General features: G+C 41.2%; 12 protein-coding genes and 5 pseudogenes. 8 read left to right on the top strand and 9 right to left on the bottom strand.

Annotation, left to right across the window (positions count from 1 at the left end):
- Positions 1-3: 3 nt before the first annotated feature.
- From ribE to F890_RS16850, 3 genes and pseudogenes are all read right to left on the bottom strand, one after another.
- Positions 4-474, bottom strand: a complete 471-nt coding sequence (gene ribE / locus F890_RS16860) for a 6,7-dimethyl-8-ribityllumazine synthase (protein ID WP_004280926.1) — start codon at positions 472-474, stop codon at positions 4-6.
- A gap of 18 nt (positions 475-492) precedes the next feature.
- Positions 493-1608: a bifunctional 3,4-dihydroxy-2-butanone-4-phosphate synthase/GTP cyclohydrolase II gene (gene ribBA / locus F890_RS16855; RefSeq protein WP_005268135.1), complete on the bottom strand. Its 1116-nt coding sequence runs from the start codon at positions 1606-1608 to the stop codon at positions 493-495.
- A 401-nt stretch (positions 1609-2009) separates the two neighbouring features.
- Positions 2010-2378: pseudogene (locus tag F890_RS16850) on the bottom strand (aldehyde dehydrogenase family protein); the annotation flags it as partial.
- A gap of 35 nt (positions 2379-2413) precedes the next feature.
- Between F890_RS16850 and F890_RS16845 the strand changes: the two are divergent.
- Positions 2414-2860, top strand: a complete 447-nt coding sequence (locus tag F890_RS16845; RefSeq protein WP_153567213.1) for a transposase family protein — start codon at positions 2414-2416, stop codon at positions 2858-2860.
- On the top strand, positions 2808-3278 hold the full coding sequence (locus F890_RS16840; RefSeq protein ID WP_005252359.1) for an IS5/IS1182 family transposase: 471 nt from the start codon (positions 2808-2810) through the stop codon (positions 3276-3278). The genes F890_RS16845 and F890_RS16840 overlap by 53 nt, the downstream gene beginning before the upstream one ends.
- A 10-nt stretch (positions 3279-3288) precedes the next feature.
- Here the strand turns inward: F890_RS16840 and F890_RS16835 are convergent.
- Together F890_RS16835 and F890_RS16830 are read right to left on the bottom strand one after the other, a co-directional pair.
- A pseudogene (locus tag F890_RS16835) lies at positions 3289-4440 on the bottom strand (aldehyde dehydrogenase family protein); the annotation flags it as partial.
- A 345-nt stretch (positions 4441-4785) separates the two neighbouring features.
- Positions 4786-5748, bottom strand: coding sequence for an alpha/beta hydrolase (locus F890_RS16830; RefSeq protein ID WP_005268131.1), 963 nt, complete (start codon positions 5746-5748; stop codon positions 4786-4788).
- Positions 5749-6041: 293 nt separating this feature from the next.
- Between F890_RS16830 and F890_RS16825 the strand changes: the two genes are divergently transcribed.
- A complete protein-coding gene (locus F890_RS16825; protein ID WP_005268130.1) occupies positions 6042-7742 on the top strand; it encodes an NAD-dependent malic enzyme in 1701 nt (566 codons plus the stop codon).
- A 551-nt stretch (positions 7743-8293) separates the two neighbouring features.
- On the opposite strand, the gene F890_RS16820 is transcribed toward F890_RS16825, so the two are convergent.
- Entirely contained in the window at positions 8294-8530 is a 237-nt protein-coding gene (locus F890_RS16820) for a VF530 family protein (protein WP_002058193.1), read from the bottom strand.
- 93 nt (positions 8531-8623) lie between these two features.
- Between F890_RS16820 and F890_RS16815 the strand changes: the two genes are divergently transcribed.
- Together F890_RS16815 and F890_RS16810 are read left to right on the top strand one after the other, a co-directional pair.
- Positions 8624-8929 carry an IS630 transposase-related protein gene (locus F890_RS16815; protein WP_000122230.1) on the top strand — a complete coding sequence of 102 codons (306 nt, stop codon included), beginning with the start codon at positions 8624-8626 and terminating at the stop codon, positions 8927-8929.
- Between the two features lie 47 nt (positions 8930-8976).
- Positions 8977-9471 carry an IS630 family transposase gene (locus F890_RS16810; protein ID WP_005268128.1) on the top strand — a complete coding sequence of 165 codons (495 nt, stop codon included), beginning with the start codon at positions 8977-8979 and terminating at the stop codon, positions 9469-9471.
- Between the two features lie 62 nt (positions 9472-9533).
- On the opposite strand, the pseudogene F890_RS19180 reads toward F890_RS16810, so the two are convergent.
- Together F890_RS19180 and F890_RS16805 are read right to left on the bottom strand one after the other, a co-directional pair.
- Positions 9534-9723 (bottom strand): annotated as a pseudogene (locus F890_RS19180) (type II toxin-antitoxin system HipA family toxin); the annotation flags it as partial.
- Positions 9724-9787: 64 nt separating this feature from the next.
- On the bottom strand, positions 9788-10090 hold the full coding sequence (locus tag F890_RS16805) for a helix-turn-helix transcriptional regulator (protein ID WP_002058191.1): 303 nt from the start codon (positions 10088-10090) through the stop codon (positions 9788-9790).
- A gap of 198 nt (positions 10091-10288) precedes the next feature.
- Here F890_RS16805 and F890_RS16800 point away from each other — a divergent pair, with 198 nt between their 5' ends.
- The 3 genes and pseudogenes from F890_RS16800 (at position 10289) to F890_RS16785 (ending at position 16062) form a co-directional block, all read left to right on the top strand.
- A complete protein-coding gene (locus F890_RS16800) occupies positions 10289-11380 on the top strand; it encodes an ATP-binding protein (RefSeq protein ID WP_002058158.1) in 1092 nt (363 codons plus the stop codon).
- Between the two features lie 103 nt (positions 11381-11483).
- A pseudogene (locus F890_RS16795) lies at positions 11484-12450 on the top strand (IS481 family transposase).
- 263 nt (positions 12451-12713) lie between these two features.
- Positions 12714-16062: pseudogene (locus F890_RS16785) on the top strand (SNF2-related protein).
- 17 nt (positions 16063-16079) lie between these two features.
- Here F890_RS16785 and F890_RS16780 read toward each other — a convergent pair.
- A partial coding sequence (locus tag F890_RS16780; RefSeq protein WP_005268122.1) for a type II toxin-antitoxin system HipA family toxin occupies positions 16080-16940 on the bottom strand: 861 nt, incomplete at its 5' end.

The following is a 16940-nucleotide window of genomic DNA, read 5'->3' as shown; positions in this document are numbered from 1 at the left end:
GCGTTAAATAGCCTTTAACAAGTTAACCATTTCAATCGCAGTCAGGGCAGCTTCGCTACCTTTATTGCCTGCTTTTGTTCCAGAGCGTTCAATCGCTTGTTCAATACTGTCCGTAGTGAGTACACCGTTAATGACAGGCAAGCCAGTGTCGAGGCCAACTACGCCCAAACCTTTGGCACATTCGCCTGCAACGAAATCGAAGTGAGGCGTGCTACCACGAATCACGGCGCCAAGCGCGATGATGGCATCGAAACGATCTGAAGCTGCCAGTTTTTTCGCAACTACAGGAAGTTCCCAGGCACCAGGTGCATGAACAACAGTGATATTATCCTCTGATACACCATGACGTTTCAATGTATCAATGGCACCTTCTAACAGATGTTCAACCACAAAGCTGTTAAAACGACCAACTAAAATCGCATAACGGTCTTCGTTCGCGAGATGTAACATACCTTCAATACGGCGAACTGCCATAACAACCTCGATGATTTCTTAAGATGTTTGTTGTGCGGTGATGTATTCCACCACTTCTAAGTTAAAGCCTGACAGGGCATTGAAACGCAATGGAGAGCTCAGCAGCTTCATTTTTTCAACGCCTAGATCACGCAAAATTTGTGCACCCACACCAATGGTCTGATACTGCTGAGACAGTGCAGCATTTGATTTTACATTTTTTGGTGCTTTTAGGGTATCTAATGCTGGGCCCAGATCTTGCAAATGACGCTGACCGATCCAGACCAGCACACCACGATCACTATTGGAAATTTCTTTCAGGGCACGATCCAGGTTCCAGGCCGGCTCGCCATCCTGTTTTTTCAGTTTCAGCAAGTCACGGGTCGGATTAAAACCATGCACACGCACCGTGGTCACGCCCTCTTTAGGCTCACCTTTGACCAAGGCTAAATGGATATCCGGGTTGCCCAGTTCACGATAGCGGTATAGGTCAAAGCTACCGTATTCAGTATCAATGCTTTGTTGATCGATACGCTCAACCGTTTGTTCATTAGTCATGCGGTAATGAATCAGGTCGGCAATCGTTCCAATTTTCAGGCCATGCTTTTCAGCAAACACTTCAAGATCCGGACGGCGCGCCATCGTGCCATCTTCATTGATGATTTCACAAATCACAGAAGCCGGTTCCAGTCCTGCTAAACGGGAAAGATCACAACCTGCTTCAGTATGTCCGGCACGGTGCAATACACCACCTGGCTGCGCCATCAGCGGGAAGATATGTCCTGGCTGTACAATATCTGCCGGTTTGGCATGAGCAGCCACAGCGGTTTGAATCGTGTGCGCACGTTCAGCCGGAGAAATACCGGTAGAAATGCCTTCAGCCGCTTCAATCGACAGGGTGAAATTGGTCCCATGCTGGGCGCCGTTGGCATCTACCATCAAAGGTAAATTCAACTGCTGGCAACGCTCTTTACTTAAAGTCAGGCAGACCAGACCACGTGCATGGGTGATCATGAAGTTGATGTCTTCAGGACGTACGTGTGTGGCAGCAATCACCAAATCGCCTTCATTTTCACGGTCTTCATCATCCATCAGGATGACCATTTTTCCTGCACGGATATCTGCTACAAGCTCTTCAACAGTATTGAGCGGCATCAACCTTCACCTTCTTTTTTGATCTTGATCAGACCGAATCATGACATTATTGGGTACATAGTCTAACGCTTTTTGCGCAATTTTGCCTATGCTTATTGCTTTCCCTCTAGTGGTTCATTGTTATACACAGTCTTGATAAACATGAAAAGCCGACTTTAAATGAAAGCCTGGGCTTTATGCAGGTTTTTTGAGCAATTAAAAAGCATAAAAAAATGAGAAACTTAGGTGAAATCAACATAAGTTCAGATATTAAGGTGTTTTCAGAAAGTATTTTTATTTATTATCAGTCATTCAATGGAATTCTGGACGAACAATGCTGGAAAATTTTACCTAGTATTAAAATTTTTTAAAAATATCGAATAAAAAGCGAACCGAAGCTCGCTTTAGATTTACTTTACTTCTTAGAAAAAACCTGCCGGTTTGGTTGAATAGCTCACCAACAGATTTTTGGTTTGTTGATAATGATCTAGCATCATTCTGTGATTCTCACGTCCAATCCCTGATTTTTTATAGCCACCGAAAGCCGCATGCGCAGGGTAGATGTGATAACAGTTGGTCCAGACCCGACCGGCCTGAATGGCACGGCCAGCACGGTAGGAAGTATGCGCTGAGCGTGACCAGACCCCGGCACCGAGTCCGTAAATCGTATCGTTGGCGATCTTGATCGCATCATCAAAGTCTTTAAAGGTGGTCACAGCCAATACAGGCCCGAAGATTTCATCCTGGAAGGTCTTCATGTCATTGGTGCCTTTAAAGATAGTCGGCTCAATAGATCTCTTTCATAAATCAAAAAACGATCTTCTTTTTGGTTAATATTTGCACTCCGGATTTCTTAGCATTCGTGCATAATCTGCGGATGAAATACATCGATTCAAACAAGCTTTCTGATCCTCAGTTCAAGCGATACACAGGCATCTCATGGTCAACTTTCTATTTGATGGTTGAGCAATTGCAGAAGCATGTCTCTGCCAAAGGCAGACCGCCCAAGTTAAGTCTGGAGGATCAGGTTCTGCTGTGTCTGAGCTATTGGCGGGAATACCGAACCTTATTTCACGTTGCAACGAGTTACGGGGTTTCAGAGCCCACAGCCTCAAGAATTGTCCGTCATGTTGAAGACTGCCTGATTCGGTCCAATCTGTTTAATTTACCCAAAGATTTACCCGAGGGCGAAGGCATCGACTGGAATGTTGTGATCGTGGATGCCACGGAAATTCCAATCCAAAGGCCTAAAAAAACAGAAGAAAAGCTATAGCGGCAAGAAAAAGACCCATACCTTTAAAGTACAGGCCATGATTCACTACAAAACTCAGAAAATTCTGAGTTTATGTACCAGTCGCGGTGCAGTGCATGATTTCGAGTTGTTCAAACGCAATTTAAACCAGATTCCTTTTGGGGCTTTTATCCTTGCAGATAAAGGCTATCAGGGGATTTATGTGTTGTATCCGAATAGCCTGTTGCCATTAAAAGCCAAAAGACACTGTAAATTGGATCCTGAATTGAAAATCTATAATCAGGAAATTAATAAAAGAAGAATCGGAATTGAGCATGTATTTGGCAGCCTGAAAACCTTCAAAATCCTTGCTGAGCGTTATCGAAATAGAGGTAAAAGGCTTGGTTTGAGATTCAATTTAATCGCTGGAATCTACAACTTGGAACTGAGCAAAAAATGATTTATGAAAGAGGTCTAATATAGAAACCTTGACCCACTTCCTGACGTGCTTCACCACCAGTCAGGATCTGTGCGCCTTCTTCACGACCAGTGGCAATACAGCCCAGAATCTTGTCCTGCTGTTCCTGTGAGGCTTGCGCGCCAATCATGGTGTCGGTATCTAACGGATGACCAGTCTTAATCCGTTGCACCCGCTCTACTGCACGCGCCAGAAATTCATCGGCAATACTTTCCTGTACCAAGGCACGGGAAGGACAGGTACAGATTTCACCTTGATTCAGGGCAAACATGGCAAAGCCTTCCAGTGCCTTGTCCAGATAATCGTCTTCCTGATCCATAATGTCAGCAAAGAACAAGTTTGGTGATTTGCCGCCAAGTTCCAGAGTCACTGGAATAATATTTTCCGTGGCATATTGCATGATCAGCTGACCTACTGCAGTTGAACCGGTAAAGGCAATCTTGGCAATACGTGGATTGGTCGCCAGTGGACGGCCGACTTCGACCCCATAGCCATTGACGATATTCAATACGCCCGGTGGTAAAATGTCCTGAATCAGTTCAGCCAGTACCAGAATACTGCCCGGAGTCTGTTCCGCAGGTTTCAGCACAATACAGTTGCCTGCAGCCAGGGCGGGTGCCAGTTTCCAGGCGGCCATCAGAATCGGGAAATTCCAGGGAATGATTTGTCCGACTACACCAAGCGGTTCATGGAAATGGTAGGCAATGGTATCTTCATCAATTTCGGAAATGCCACCTTCCTGGGCACGGATACAGCCGGCAAAATAACGGAAATGGTCAATGGCCAATGGAATATCGGCAGCCAGTGTTTCACGAATTGGCTTACCATTGTCCCAGGTTTCTGCTACAGCCAACATTTCCAGATTTTGTTTCAGACGATCTGCAATTTTCAACAGAATATTGGAGCGGGTGGTCGGTGATGACCGGTTCCATTGTTCTTTGGCTTTGTGCGCTGCATCAAGCGCCAACTCAATGTCTTCTACAGAAGAACGCGGCACTTTGGTAAAGACTTTGCCATCTACCGGAGAGATATTGTCAAAGTATTCACCTTTGACCGGAGCGACCCATTCGCCGCCAATGAAATTATTGTATTGTGCTTTAAATTGAATTTTTGAACCGTCAGTATTGGGGTCTGCATAACGCATAATCTATTCCTTTATATGATTGTTAGTGGTGCAGGTCGAGCGCATGTTGCCGATCAAAAAATATAGGCGCTTCTGCATTCAGCTCTACTATAAAGAGGGAAAAAGACGGACGGTTGTTTGTTTACAGGCTTGCTACAAAAGACAATATTTGGAGACAAGCAGTAGAAGAATAAAAGTTATAAATTATCAAGCCTTAAATTTAAAAACAAGGGCTTATAGCATTTATAAAACATCGAAAGATTGGCATATTTTCAATGTGCTTGATTACATTCCAACCTAATAAGGATTCAAAAGAAGCCAAGCAGGAGAAATGAGGGCAAGTTTCATTTCTCCTTTCGCATTTATCTAAAGCCCTTTGTCATGCAGCCATTGAAACAGTTGCTGATAAACCTGCTCACGCACAGATTGCTCTGAAAGTACCAGATCATGTAAACCGTTCCGGATACTTTGAACCGTGACATCGCCTTTAATTTTTTTGGCATATTTCTGAATGTCTTTAATCCCTAAAATTACATCGCTGCTCTGTGCGGCTTTACCCCATTTTTTAGGATATAAAGTCTGATGCGAATGCATGATCAATACCGGAACATCGAGCTGAACACCGCGATGAATTTCTTTCTGTGCCTCATGAATGGCACGAATAAAACTGATCCGAACCATCGGATAGCGGGTCTTTTTCCAGTCCAGACTGAAGTCCCATTCGCCTTTTAAATCCTTATGCAGGCTGGTGGCATACCACTTGTTCAGCTCGCTTGGAAATTTAAGATTGGGAAAAATTTTGGCCAGTTTGCTTAACTGCGGGATGCCGAGCGCACGTTTTATCGGATTCATATTAAAGTTATAAAATGGACTGTTGACCCAGAGTGCTTTGATTAACCGATGATTAGGGTGATGTGCCGCGTACAATGTTGTGATAAGGCCGCCGGTAGAATGACCACAGAGCAGGGCAGCATCGTGCCCCTCGGCTGCTATAATGTCGAGTGCCTGGGTAATTTCTGCATCATATTCAGCTAGGTCATAGACGTTATAATATTTTTGATGCGGCAGAATCGAACGTCCGTACTTTCTTAAATCCAGCGCATAAAAATCAAAACCATGCTGATTAAAGCGCTCTGCCATTTCGGTCTGAAAAAAATAATCGATAAAGCCATGAATATATAAAACTGCTTTTTTTGTAGGTTGGGCTGCTTTTTTACGGATCAGGGTTGCTACGACTTTGCCCTCATAATCATCGGGAAAGTTTAAGGTCGCTTGCTCATAGCCTGTCCCCAGAATATCGAGCTGATAAAGCGGTTGCAGTTCACTCATTTTTATACTCGTTGGTCTTATTAAATTTATGCTTTATCCTTGATGAGCTGAGGTTTTTTGTCAAACAGATCTTGCTGCCGATTTAAATTAAAAATACGAATAGGGATTAATTTTAGAAACCGTCCAAAACCTAGGCTGAAAATGAGTGTTATCAGATTATAAAATCCTGCTAAAAGTATTATAAATTTGCTAAATGACCTAACAGCTTAAAATCAGGCTAAGCTATATAAAATAAACAAAGTGATGTGACTATTTTGGCAGAACTGCCGAAGATTGATTAGATGAGTTAAATAATGCCCAGAGAAAATTTGAACAGTAAACGCCCTTTATATATTCCTTATGCTGGAAATACTCTGCTAGAACTCCCACTACTCAATAAAGGCTCTGCATTTTCTGAAGAAGAGCGTAGAAGCTTTAACTTGCATGGCTTGATTCCTCATGTCACCGAGACGATTGAAGAACAAAGTCAGCGTTCTTATCAGCAGTATTGTGCTTTTAGCAGTGATATTAACAAGCATATTTATTTGCGGAATATTCAGGATACCAATGAGACCCTGTTTTACCATCTGATTGAAAATCACCTCAGTGAGATGATGCCGATTATCTATACCCCGACTGTGGGTGAGGCATGTCAGCGCTTTTCTGATATTTATCGCCGTCATCGTGGGATCTTTATTTCCTATCCTGACCGTGATCAGATCGACCAGATTATTCACAATATCAATAAAAAGAACGTGAAAGTGATTGTGATTACAGATGGTGAGCGCATTTTGGGTCTTGGAGATCAAGGCATCGGTGGTATGGGGATTCCCATTGGAAAACTGGCACTCTACACCGCATGTGGCGGGATCAGTCCGGCCTATACCTTACCGATTACTCTTGATGTCGGTACCAATAATCAGCAGTTGTTAAATGACCCGATTTATATGGGCTGGCGTGAACCACGAATCAGCGGCGATGAATACTATGCTTTTGTCGAGACGGTGATTCGGGCGATTCAACAGCGCTGGCCAGATGCCTTAATTCAGTTTGAAGACTTTGCACAGAAAAATGCCATGCCTTTGCTGGAAAAATACCGTGATCGAATCTGTTGTTTCAATGATGATATTCAGGGCACCGCTGCGGTGTCTGTCGGCAGCCTGATTGCTGCTTCGCGTGCAGCAGGCAAACAGCTTAAAGATCAGGTGGTTACTTTCTTGGGTGCTGGTTCAGCCGGTTGCGGGATTGCAGAACAGATCGTTAAGCAAATGGTTGCTGAAGGCTTAAGTGATGCTGAAGCACGTGCACGTGTGTTTATGGTCGACCGCTTTGGCCTGATCACAGAAAATCAGCCGAATTTATTGGATTTCCAGCGCAAACTTGCACAGCCGCTTGAAAATGTAGAAAGCTGGGCAGATGCAGAGAGTATGATTTCTCTACTGGATGTGGTCAAACGTGCCAAACCGACGGTACTGATAGGTGTATCTGGACAGCCAGGTCTATTCACTCAGGAAGTGATTGAAGCCATGGCTGAAAATAGTGTACAACCGATTGTTTTCCCTTTATCTAACCCGACTTCCCGCGTAGAAGCTGTTCCGGCCGATATCTTGCAATGGACCAATGGCAGAGCATTGATTGCGACGGGTAGCCCATTTGCACCAGTAAATTATCAGGGACAGATTCATCATATTTCCCAATGCAATAACTCTTATATTTTCCCGGGTATCGGTCTGGGCGTAGTTGCTTCAGGTGCAAAACGTGTCACGGATAATATGCTGATGGCCTCGAGTAATGCCTTGGCGGACTGTTCTCCTAAACTCAAACACCCTCAGGCAGATTTATTGCCGAATCTGGATTGTTTACAGTCAATTTCGAAGCAGATTGCCTTAAAAGTGGCACTTGCTGCGATTGAAGACGGAGTAGCATCGAAAGTCAGTGTAGAAGAATTGCAGCTAGCAATAGAGCATAATTTCTGGACACCGCAATACCGTGACTATCAGCGGATCACCTTTTAATTGTATTGAAGATGGATTCTTATCATCGCTAGTTTTTTTTGCGCCAGCCTGCTTTCATCTGATTCATTGATGGAATATCAAAAAGCCCTGATCTTTTGATGAGGGCTTTTTTATTGTCTTAGGGGTGTCATGGTCATATCTTGGTTATAAAATCAGAAAGTACATTAAGAATTTTTTATTGAGTGAAATAAAAATGAAAGAATCATTTAAAGAAAATAACATCAGCATAAAAAAAGCCCCGTCTTTCGATCAGGGCTTTTTTAGAATCTGGAGCGGGAAAGGAGACTCGAACTCCCGACCCCAACCTTGGCAAGAGTCACCGACATAAAATACACTAAATAACATAATTGGTATTTTAATAAACTCTATATATAACAGTTATATAGAGTTTTTATTTTGTGTGGTGTAATTTAAGGTAGGGTGGGGTACTTTGATTTTTGGTCACTAATTTATTGTGATAATCAACAATAATAACCAACATACACATGCTTAATCTAAAGGTGTTTTACTGACTGGTATAATTTTATAATGAGAGGGGGTGTTGCCTGGGGCTACGGTTTCTGTTTTGCCTTTTGGCGTAAGACGTACAAATATAAGCTTTCTACTTTTTCACGTGCCCATGGTGTGGTACGCAAGAATCGCAATGATGATTTAACACTTGGGTCTATGCAAAAACATCTAATTTCAATTTTACGACTTAAACCTTCAAAGCCACCGTAGTAATCCAATAATTCATCCAAAATGTCAGCAAGTTTTTTGCCGTGTAAAGGGTCATTGGAGGTGTTCATAATAGATCAATCGTATTTTGGGTGGCCATTATTATAACCTGGGCTAGTTGGAAAACTATAGTCAAATCATTATAAAACCAATACAATGGTGCAATGAGTTATTCAGAACATTTTAGACGTAAAATTTTAGCTAAACTTGAGGAAGGTTATTCTATTCGAGCGGTAGCTGCACAATTTGAAATTAATAAAAATACCATTGTTGAATGGAAGAAACGTATAGAGATTAAAAAAACTCGTGTACGTAAACCTTCTAAAATTAACGATGATGCTTTACGTGAAGATGTTGAAAAGTATCCTGATGCTTATCAATATGAACGTGCTGCACGTTTTAATTGTGGTGTTTCATCTATTGGTGCTGCATTAAAGCGCTTAAATATTACAGTTAAAAAAAGACGTTAAGCCATCCTAAAGCAGATACAAAGCTTAGGGATAAATTTATTCAGCAAGTGAATGAATTAGAAACAAACCACCCGATTATTTATGTGGATGAAAGTGGTTTTAAGTCACATGATTACAGACCTCATGGCTACTCACGAAAAGGAGTACCCTGTTTAGGGCAATATAATTGGCAATTAAAGAATCAGACCAATGCCATTGGAGCAATCCATGAGGGTAAGTTATTTTCAGTCGGTTTATTTGACTGCAAAATCAATTCAGATGTTTTTCATTTTTGGATAGAGCAATTCCTCATACCAGTATTACCAGAAAATAGTGTAGTGGTTATGGATAATGCAGCATTTCATAAAAGAGCAGATATTCAGGAGTTATTGGAACAACAAGGGCATAAAATTCTTTGGCTTCCTGCATACAGCCCTGATTTAAATCCTATAGAACAGATGTGGGCATGGGTTAAACGTAAGCGTAAAGAATGGTTGATCGACTCAGTCGATGAGTTATTTCAAGTTTTTTTCGAATCCTGTATGAATAATAAAGTAGTTTGACTATAGAGAGTTGGAATGTAAGTAATGATGGACTGAATAGCCACCAAAATTCTGGAGCACACCCAGCCATTGGGTGATGCATCATATATATGACTTGGTAATCCCATTTGCTGTGTAGGAAAGTTTTTTCTTAATGGGTCAACCTTTTAATGGAAGTAGGTAAGAGGAAAGCTCTAAACCTTTACGGATCGCTTCAGCACTGTATTCAAAGGCAATTAATGGTCGACCTGTGATTGCTCTTGAGGAGACCAGTGTACCCTAAAGCCAATATTCACCCCATCCATTGTAGTAAACATTAAGTTTTTTGAGCATGGATTTATTTCCTTTTGATACGTTGGCGAGCCGTATTGCTCTCATAGCGAAGAATATCATCTACACTGTTTAAATTAGGTTTGAAGAGTTCCTCTAATTCTTGTAATCGGCCTAGGACCATGGCAACGCGTACTAAATTTTCAAATGAAACATTTCGACCTGCTTCCAGATTGGATACTGTATTCACACCAATACCAGCACGTGCAGCAACATCTGCCTGAGTCATTTCCAGATAAAGTCGTTCTTTACGAAGCCTCTCACATAATAATCCAACAACTTCTTCAGGTTTTCTGAATTTTAAATCCATAATATTGGGTCTTATGTCCATATATGTCTATTAAACCACAAAATAATGGAGTTATAAAATAAACAGTTGATCGGTAAGAAGGTGCTTTATTGGCCTGATTAGATCCTATTAGATTAAAGAAATCTAATTAGACATTTACAATCTAATGGAATCTAATACAATCTATGGTAATAAATAAATCATTGCCGAGTAATTAAAATGATGACCATCTCCAATGACCCTTGGCACTTTCCACGTACCGAACTGGCGAAACAAATTTTAGGCATGTTTGAGACTGGACTAGCTAGTTCTCTGACTTTTTTTGCCCCACGCCGGATGGGAAAAACTGAATTTTTACGAAAAGATATTACGCCCCTAGCAGAACAGCTTGGATGGCGCGTTTTTTATTTCAGTTTTTTAGATGCAGGCCTGCATAGTGAAGGGCAGTTTGTAAAAGCTCTTGATGAGTTTTCAAAACAAAATGGCTTAATGGGGAAAGCCACACATTGGATTAAAAATATTGGTTCTTTAAGTACAGAGGTGGCAGGGGTAAAAGCTGAAGTGACACTTCTACAAGGACAAGTGAATTCCAGTATTTTGTCTAGCATTACTAAACTGGCTCAGCAGGGGAAACCTATTTTACTGTTACTTGATGAGATTCAGGCTTTAGCTAGTTCAAAATATAAAACCACGATTGCCAGTTTACGTACCGCTTTAGATATGCATAAAGAAACAATAAAGGTGGTTTTTACTGGTTCAAGTCGAGAAGGCCTGAGACAAATGTTTTCTGTGAGTAGTGCTCCCTTTTTTCATTATGGACAGAATTTACCTTTTCCAAATCTAACAAAAGCATTTACAGATCATCTGGCAGATGTATTTAATCAGACAACAGGACGTAGTTTGAATAAAGAAATTTTATGGCACGCTTTTTTAGATATGAAGCAAAGTCCTCAACTAGCAAGATCATTAGTGGAGCGTTTAGCCTTAAACCCAATGCTGGCTATAGATTTTGCCAAGGAACAGCTTATAGCCGATACAATGGGGCATCGTGACTTTTCGGGATTATGGGGAGAGTTTAAGTTATTAGAACAGCTAATTTTAAAAGCCATAGCGGAATCACAAGTTGAACTTTATAGTAGTCAATTTAGACAACATCTGGCTGATTCCATTGGTGTAGATAACATTGCGGTATCAAGTATTCAATCGGCCCTACGTTCTTTATCAAAAAAACAAATTATTTTTAAACCAGAAAATGGTACTTATGAAATCGAGGATGCTCTTTTTAAAGAATGGATTATGGATGAAGCATAATTTTGAAAACTCATTTGGATAAAAATTAACCGCACCGAGTTTGTCGGAGAATTTTTATTTAAGTATTTTATTCATAGACATTATTTCAATATAATGGGTGTCTATGAACAGAGAAATTCAACAAAGACTCGTATGAGTTAAATTATTTGAAGAGACTAATGATGCTGGCCTAGTTTGTCGGAGATGTGGCATTTCTAGACCAACGTTACGCAAGTGGTGGAAACGATATTCTGAGCAAGGTATTGATGGATTAAGTAGTCAGAGTAGACGTCCCTTAAAATCGCCAAATACTAAAATCAATGCTGAGCTAGAAGCCTTAATATTAGAAATGCGCTCAGCTAGAAATTTTGGTGCTCGACGTTTGCAAACAGAATTGATGAGGCTGTACGGAGTCTCGTTGTCCTTAGCGACTATCCATAAAGTACTATCCACCCATCAAGTCAAACCGATTAAAAAATTCCGTCGTAAAGCAGATTTCATTCGTTATGAACACCCATTACCAGGCGATAGAATTCAAATGGATACCTGTAAACTGGGTCCGTCCAGGACTATATCAGTACACATCTATCGATGACTGCACACGATATCGCGTTTTAAGGATATATAAACGCCGAACAGCAGCGAATACTCTCGACTTTTTAGACTGCGTAATTGAAGAAATGCCTTTTCCCATACAGCGAATACAGACCGATCGTGGGCGGGAATTCTTTGCTGAAAAAGTACAGAAAAAAATGATGCAGCATGGAATCAAATTTAGGCCAAATAAACCAGGTTCACCTCATCTGAATGGCAAGGTAGAGCGTTCACAAAAAACTGATAAATCTGAGTTCTACGCTACTGTAGATATCGATTCTGAGGATATCCAAGACAAGCTAGCCGAATGGCAGCATTACTATAACTGGATGAGACCACATTCAGCGTTGAAAGGTAAAACACCGATGGAGAGGTACTTTGAATTATGTGAAGAAACTCCTTTCTCAGATGAAGTCCAGAAGCAATACAACCCCTCAAATGAACGGATTCAACATGCTAATTACAAGATGGATCTAGAGATTGCTAAATTGAAATGATCTCTATGAATCACACATAGAAACAATGCTAAAACTTTTGACCCCATTTGGTTTAAAATTAACTGTTGTGAAGAAATGATCACTTTCTATCAGGATATTTTCGATCTCAATGAACTGTTTAACTTCTAGAATTTGATTGTCTTTATTCACAATATTCCTATTGAGTGAGTCGAATCTGTGCTCAGGTTGAGCAGTTCGGCTACTGTTCTGAAATGACAGCTTTGTCCGTTATAATTGTATAAACATTTTGGTGTCTGGTAATTATGTCCTCATTGATCAATTTTCTATCTCGCTTTAGTAATCCAACTCTTCATCGCAGTCTGAGCTATGCTAAACACATTGATAGAGAAACAATTGAGTTCTTTGAAGAAAATGATGATGTCACGATGTATGCTCAAATTGAAGGGACAGATTATTACGATACCGCGATTACCTATAATCTTAAAAAAGACCGTTTAATCGATGATGACTGCACTTGTCCAGTTGGATATAACTGTAAACATGCTGCTGCTTTAGCGCGGTTATTCTTTCAAGAATATCGTCAGGAATTTCAACAGCGTTATGCTGAATCTCAATCTCCGCAGGGAATCGCAAAACGCCGATGGGGGGATGATCAGGCGCAGCGCTGGTTGAATGATTTTAAACGGTATTTACAACAGACTGAACCAGAGCAATCTGTCAAAACAAACAATTATTTAATTTACCTGCTAGATCAGTCGGTCAGCTTAAAGAAATTGACAGTTGATGTTCAGAAGGCCAGACGCAATAAAAACGGCTCAATTGCAGGGGAAAGTTATTATACCCAATATGAAAATATCACCAGAAAGCATCTGACTTTACCTGAACAAAAACGACAATTATTTAACCAGATTTATTATTACGCCAAAATAAACAGCGACGAGCGTTTTTATCAAAGCAATCTTGATATCTCCGGAATTTCATTGGAGCACTTTAAATCTTTTATTCAAAGTGGCGATGTGTACTGGCAAAAAAAGAGCTATGCTGCACTTCAATGGTCAGAACAAGGCTTATCACATCGAATTGATCTGGGAACAAGGTGTAAACAAACAGACAGAGCATTTAAATATTGAATTGGTCAATGGCGATATTCGACTCGATTTAAAATCAAATCCACATATCCAAATTCTCGCTAGCCAGCCACCGTGTTATGTGGATATTCAACAGAACACGGTGGGCCAGTTATATGGTGAATATACGGCAAATCTTCTGTACCATTTTTTACAGATGCCTGATCTTCCATCTATGCTCTTGCCAGAGTTTGAGAAACTGACTCATCAATATTCAGACGTGAAAAATCTGCCTCAGCCCGAGTCTATTCAGCATATTGATGTCCTTGAGGGTAGTCCCCAGCCAATTTTACGCTTCGGTGTTTTAGATAAATTTGATTGGAAATGGGAAGAGTCTGTTTGTGCTGAAATTGAATTCTCCTATGCAGGCGGGCGAATTAAAGCAGGTACATCAGGTGACAGTTTCATTGGTGAGCAGCATGACAAAATGGTGCGACAGCTTCGGGACTTAGTTCAGGAACAACAGTTAATCCAGCGTTTACAGCTATTGGTCGAATCACTGAAGTGGGTGAAAGATCTTAGTTATGACCAGCAATTAAAACTGGATAAACAACGTCTCGATTCTATGGTTTTTGCTTTCTATGGAGACTGGATCAAACAGCTGATGCCCATCAATCAAATTGAGTTGATGGGCTGGCAGATAGAGCATCTGGAAAACAGCCCATTTAAGCTGCAATATGTTGAAAATTTAAATATTTCTATCACTGAATCTGAAGGCCAGCAGGACTGGTTCAATATCGGGGCGACGGTTCAAGACAGTGCAGGCAATTCTTATAATTTACTTGATGCGCTCGTAGCTTTGGTGCGAGTAAATCCTGATTTACTTGATCCGCGGACTTTTATTCATCTGCATGACAGTCAAATTTTCACCGTGAAAACTGCAGTTGATCAACCTGATTTGGCGCTATCCGCTAGGGATATTAAGCCGGTATTATTGCATTTGCAGAGCATTTTACAGCAAGAAGAGCGCAGTATTGATCGCTATGATGCGAGTCAATTATTAGAATTGCAGCATAATCTTGGGATGACATGGCAGGTCAGTGATCGCCTGCAGAAATTTGTACATAAATTCAAACAAGGCTATCAGCAACAACTGCCAACACCACAAGGTTTTCAGGGGGAGTTGCGTCTATACCAGCAGCAGGGCTTAGGCTGGTTACAGTTTTTAAGGGAAACCCAGCATGGCGGGATTCTGGCAGATGATATGGGCTTGGGGAAAACAGCACAAACTTTAGCCCATTTACTCATGGAAAAGCAGGCTGGATATTTGCAGGACAGTCCCGCCTTAATTGTTGCACCCACATCGCTGATGCATAACTGGTTCAAAGAAGCGGAGAAATTTACCCCTGAGCTCAAGGTATTGCTGCTACAGGGGCCCGACCGCCATCAGAATTTTGAGCAGATTCCGCACTATGATATTGTGTTAACCACCTATCCGCTTCTAGCGAGAGATGAAGAACAACTAAAGCAATATGAATATCATCAACTCATTCTGGATGAAGCGCAGAATATTAAAAATCCGCGGGCCAAAGCTGCACAGGTAGTACGGCAATTAACAGCGCGACATCGTCTATGTCTAACCGGTACACCTATGGAAAATCATTTGGGTGAGCTGTGGGCACTATTTTATTTTCTAATGCCGGGATTTTTATATTCACAAGAAATCTTTAATAAAAAGTACCGCTATCCTATTGAAAAACGCGGTGATCAGCAGTTAAGGCAAAAGTTGGTAAACCGCATTAAACCCTTTATTTTACGTCGCTTGAAAACTGACGTTGCCAAGGAATTGCCTGAAAAAACCACGATTGAAGTCAATATTGACATGAATGAGCAGCAATCCAAGCTATACGAGGCTGTTCGTGCCACGATGCAAGCCAGCATTCAGAAAATTGTGGCAGAAAAAGGCTTTAAACGTAGTCAAATTCAAATTTTAGATGCCTTACTGAAGCTACGTCAGGTGTGCTGCCATCCTGGCTTACTAAAGCTGGATTCAGTGAAAACCGGGCAGGCACACTCTGCCAAACTTGAACAGTTGATGGATATGGTCGTTCCAATGGTGGAGGAGGGGCGAAAAATTCTGATCTTCTCTCAGTTTACCTCAATGTTGGAACTGATTGAGCAACAGCTCCATCACGCAGAAATTGGCTATGTGAAGCTGACTGGAAAGACCAAAAAGCGAGATGAAGTCATTACAGCATTTCAGTCTGGACAAGTGCCAGTATTTTTAATCAGTCTGAAAGCAGGAGGGGTCGGTCTGAATCTAACTGCCGCAGATACGGTCATTCACTATGATCCATGGTGGAACCCTGCTGCTGAAGATCAAGCTTCAGATCGTGCATGGCGGATTGGACAGGACAAGCCAGTATTTGTGTATAAGCTGATTACCAATAAAAGCATAGAAGAAAAAATTCTTGCCTTACAGCAAAATAAAGCAGAACTGGCACAGTCTATTCTAAGTACCGATCATGAGGGCGAAGCGAAACTGACGGAAAATGACGTGATGAACTTGTTTGAGAAATTTTAGTTTGGTTTCAGATTAACCTAATCATCTGTAAGTATCTGAAAGTCTGGATGCAATTTTTTCCAATGTTGTCTTAATTTTTCTTTATGAGCAGGAATCATAGGTAAGTCTAGTAATAGCACTGGCCATACTGACCGTGCTTTGTCCATGATCGCGTGAAGTTGTTTTTCAATAACACGCCATGGAACACCGACTTTTTCAGCCCATTGTTCAAAGTGTTTCATCTCAGCTAAATACCAATCTTTATTTTTGGCAAGATTCAATGCGAAATGACGCTCATTTTCAACATATACACTAGTCATCAATATATCGTATGCGGGAGATAATCTTGGTGTTCTTTTGTCCTGATAAATCATACTCCAGTTTTTTAAGTGTGCATCTCCATTGGCGAGCAAAATGTTGACAAGTAAGCGGCTGGCAAATTGCTGAATATCAAAAATTTTGTTATCTGAAAATTGATAAATGATCTTTCCTATCTGCTCATAATTTGTGGTGCTGTATTTCTGCTGTGGATATGCACCGAAGATCTGAGCAAAGTCTTCGATGTGAATAAGCTCTGTAGTATCAGCAGTATTCTGTCTATCAAATCTTTTGATTGCAAAAGCATATTCCTCTTGGGGTAAATTTAATGGTGGAAGGTCTTGTAAGAGTGCCATATCCACCAAGCGAATCTCAGGGACATCTATTCCGACCATTTTTGCAAGGCTCATCATAGAATATTCATTTAGCGGAACAAAAGCATGTCTGGAAGAAGGAGTTTTGACAATCCAGTCCCCGAGTAGAGACGATTCCGTTGCCTGGACTAGTGTAAAACGCCCATCTTTGGCTTTCATGGAAAACTTCATTTGGACGCCGGCCAAGGAAAACTTATTATCTGTTCG

The sequence above is a fragment of the Acinetobacter sp. CIP 64.7 genome, assembly GCF_000369745.1.
Taxonomy (GTDB): domain Bacteria; phylum Pseudomonadota; class Gammaproteobacteria; order Pseudomonadales; family Moraxellaceae; genus Acinetobacter; species Acinetobacter fasciculus.
This window is presented reverse-complemented; position numbering and strand designations above follow the sequence as displayed.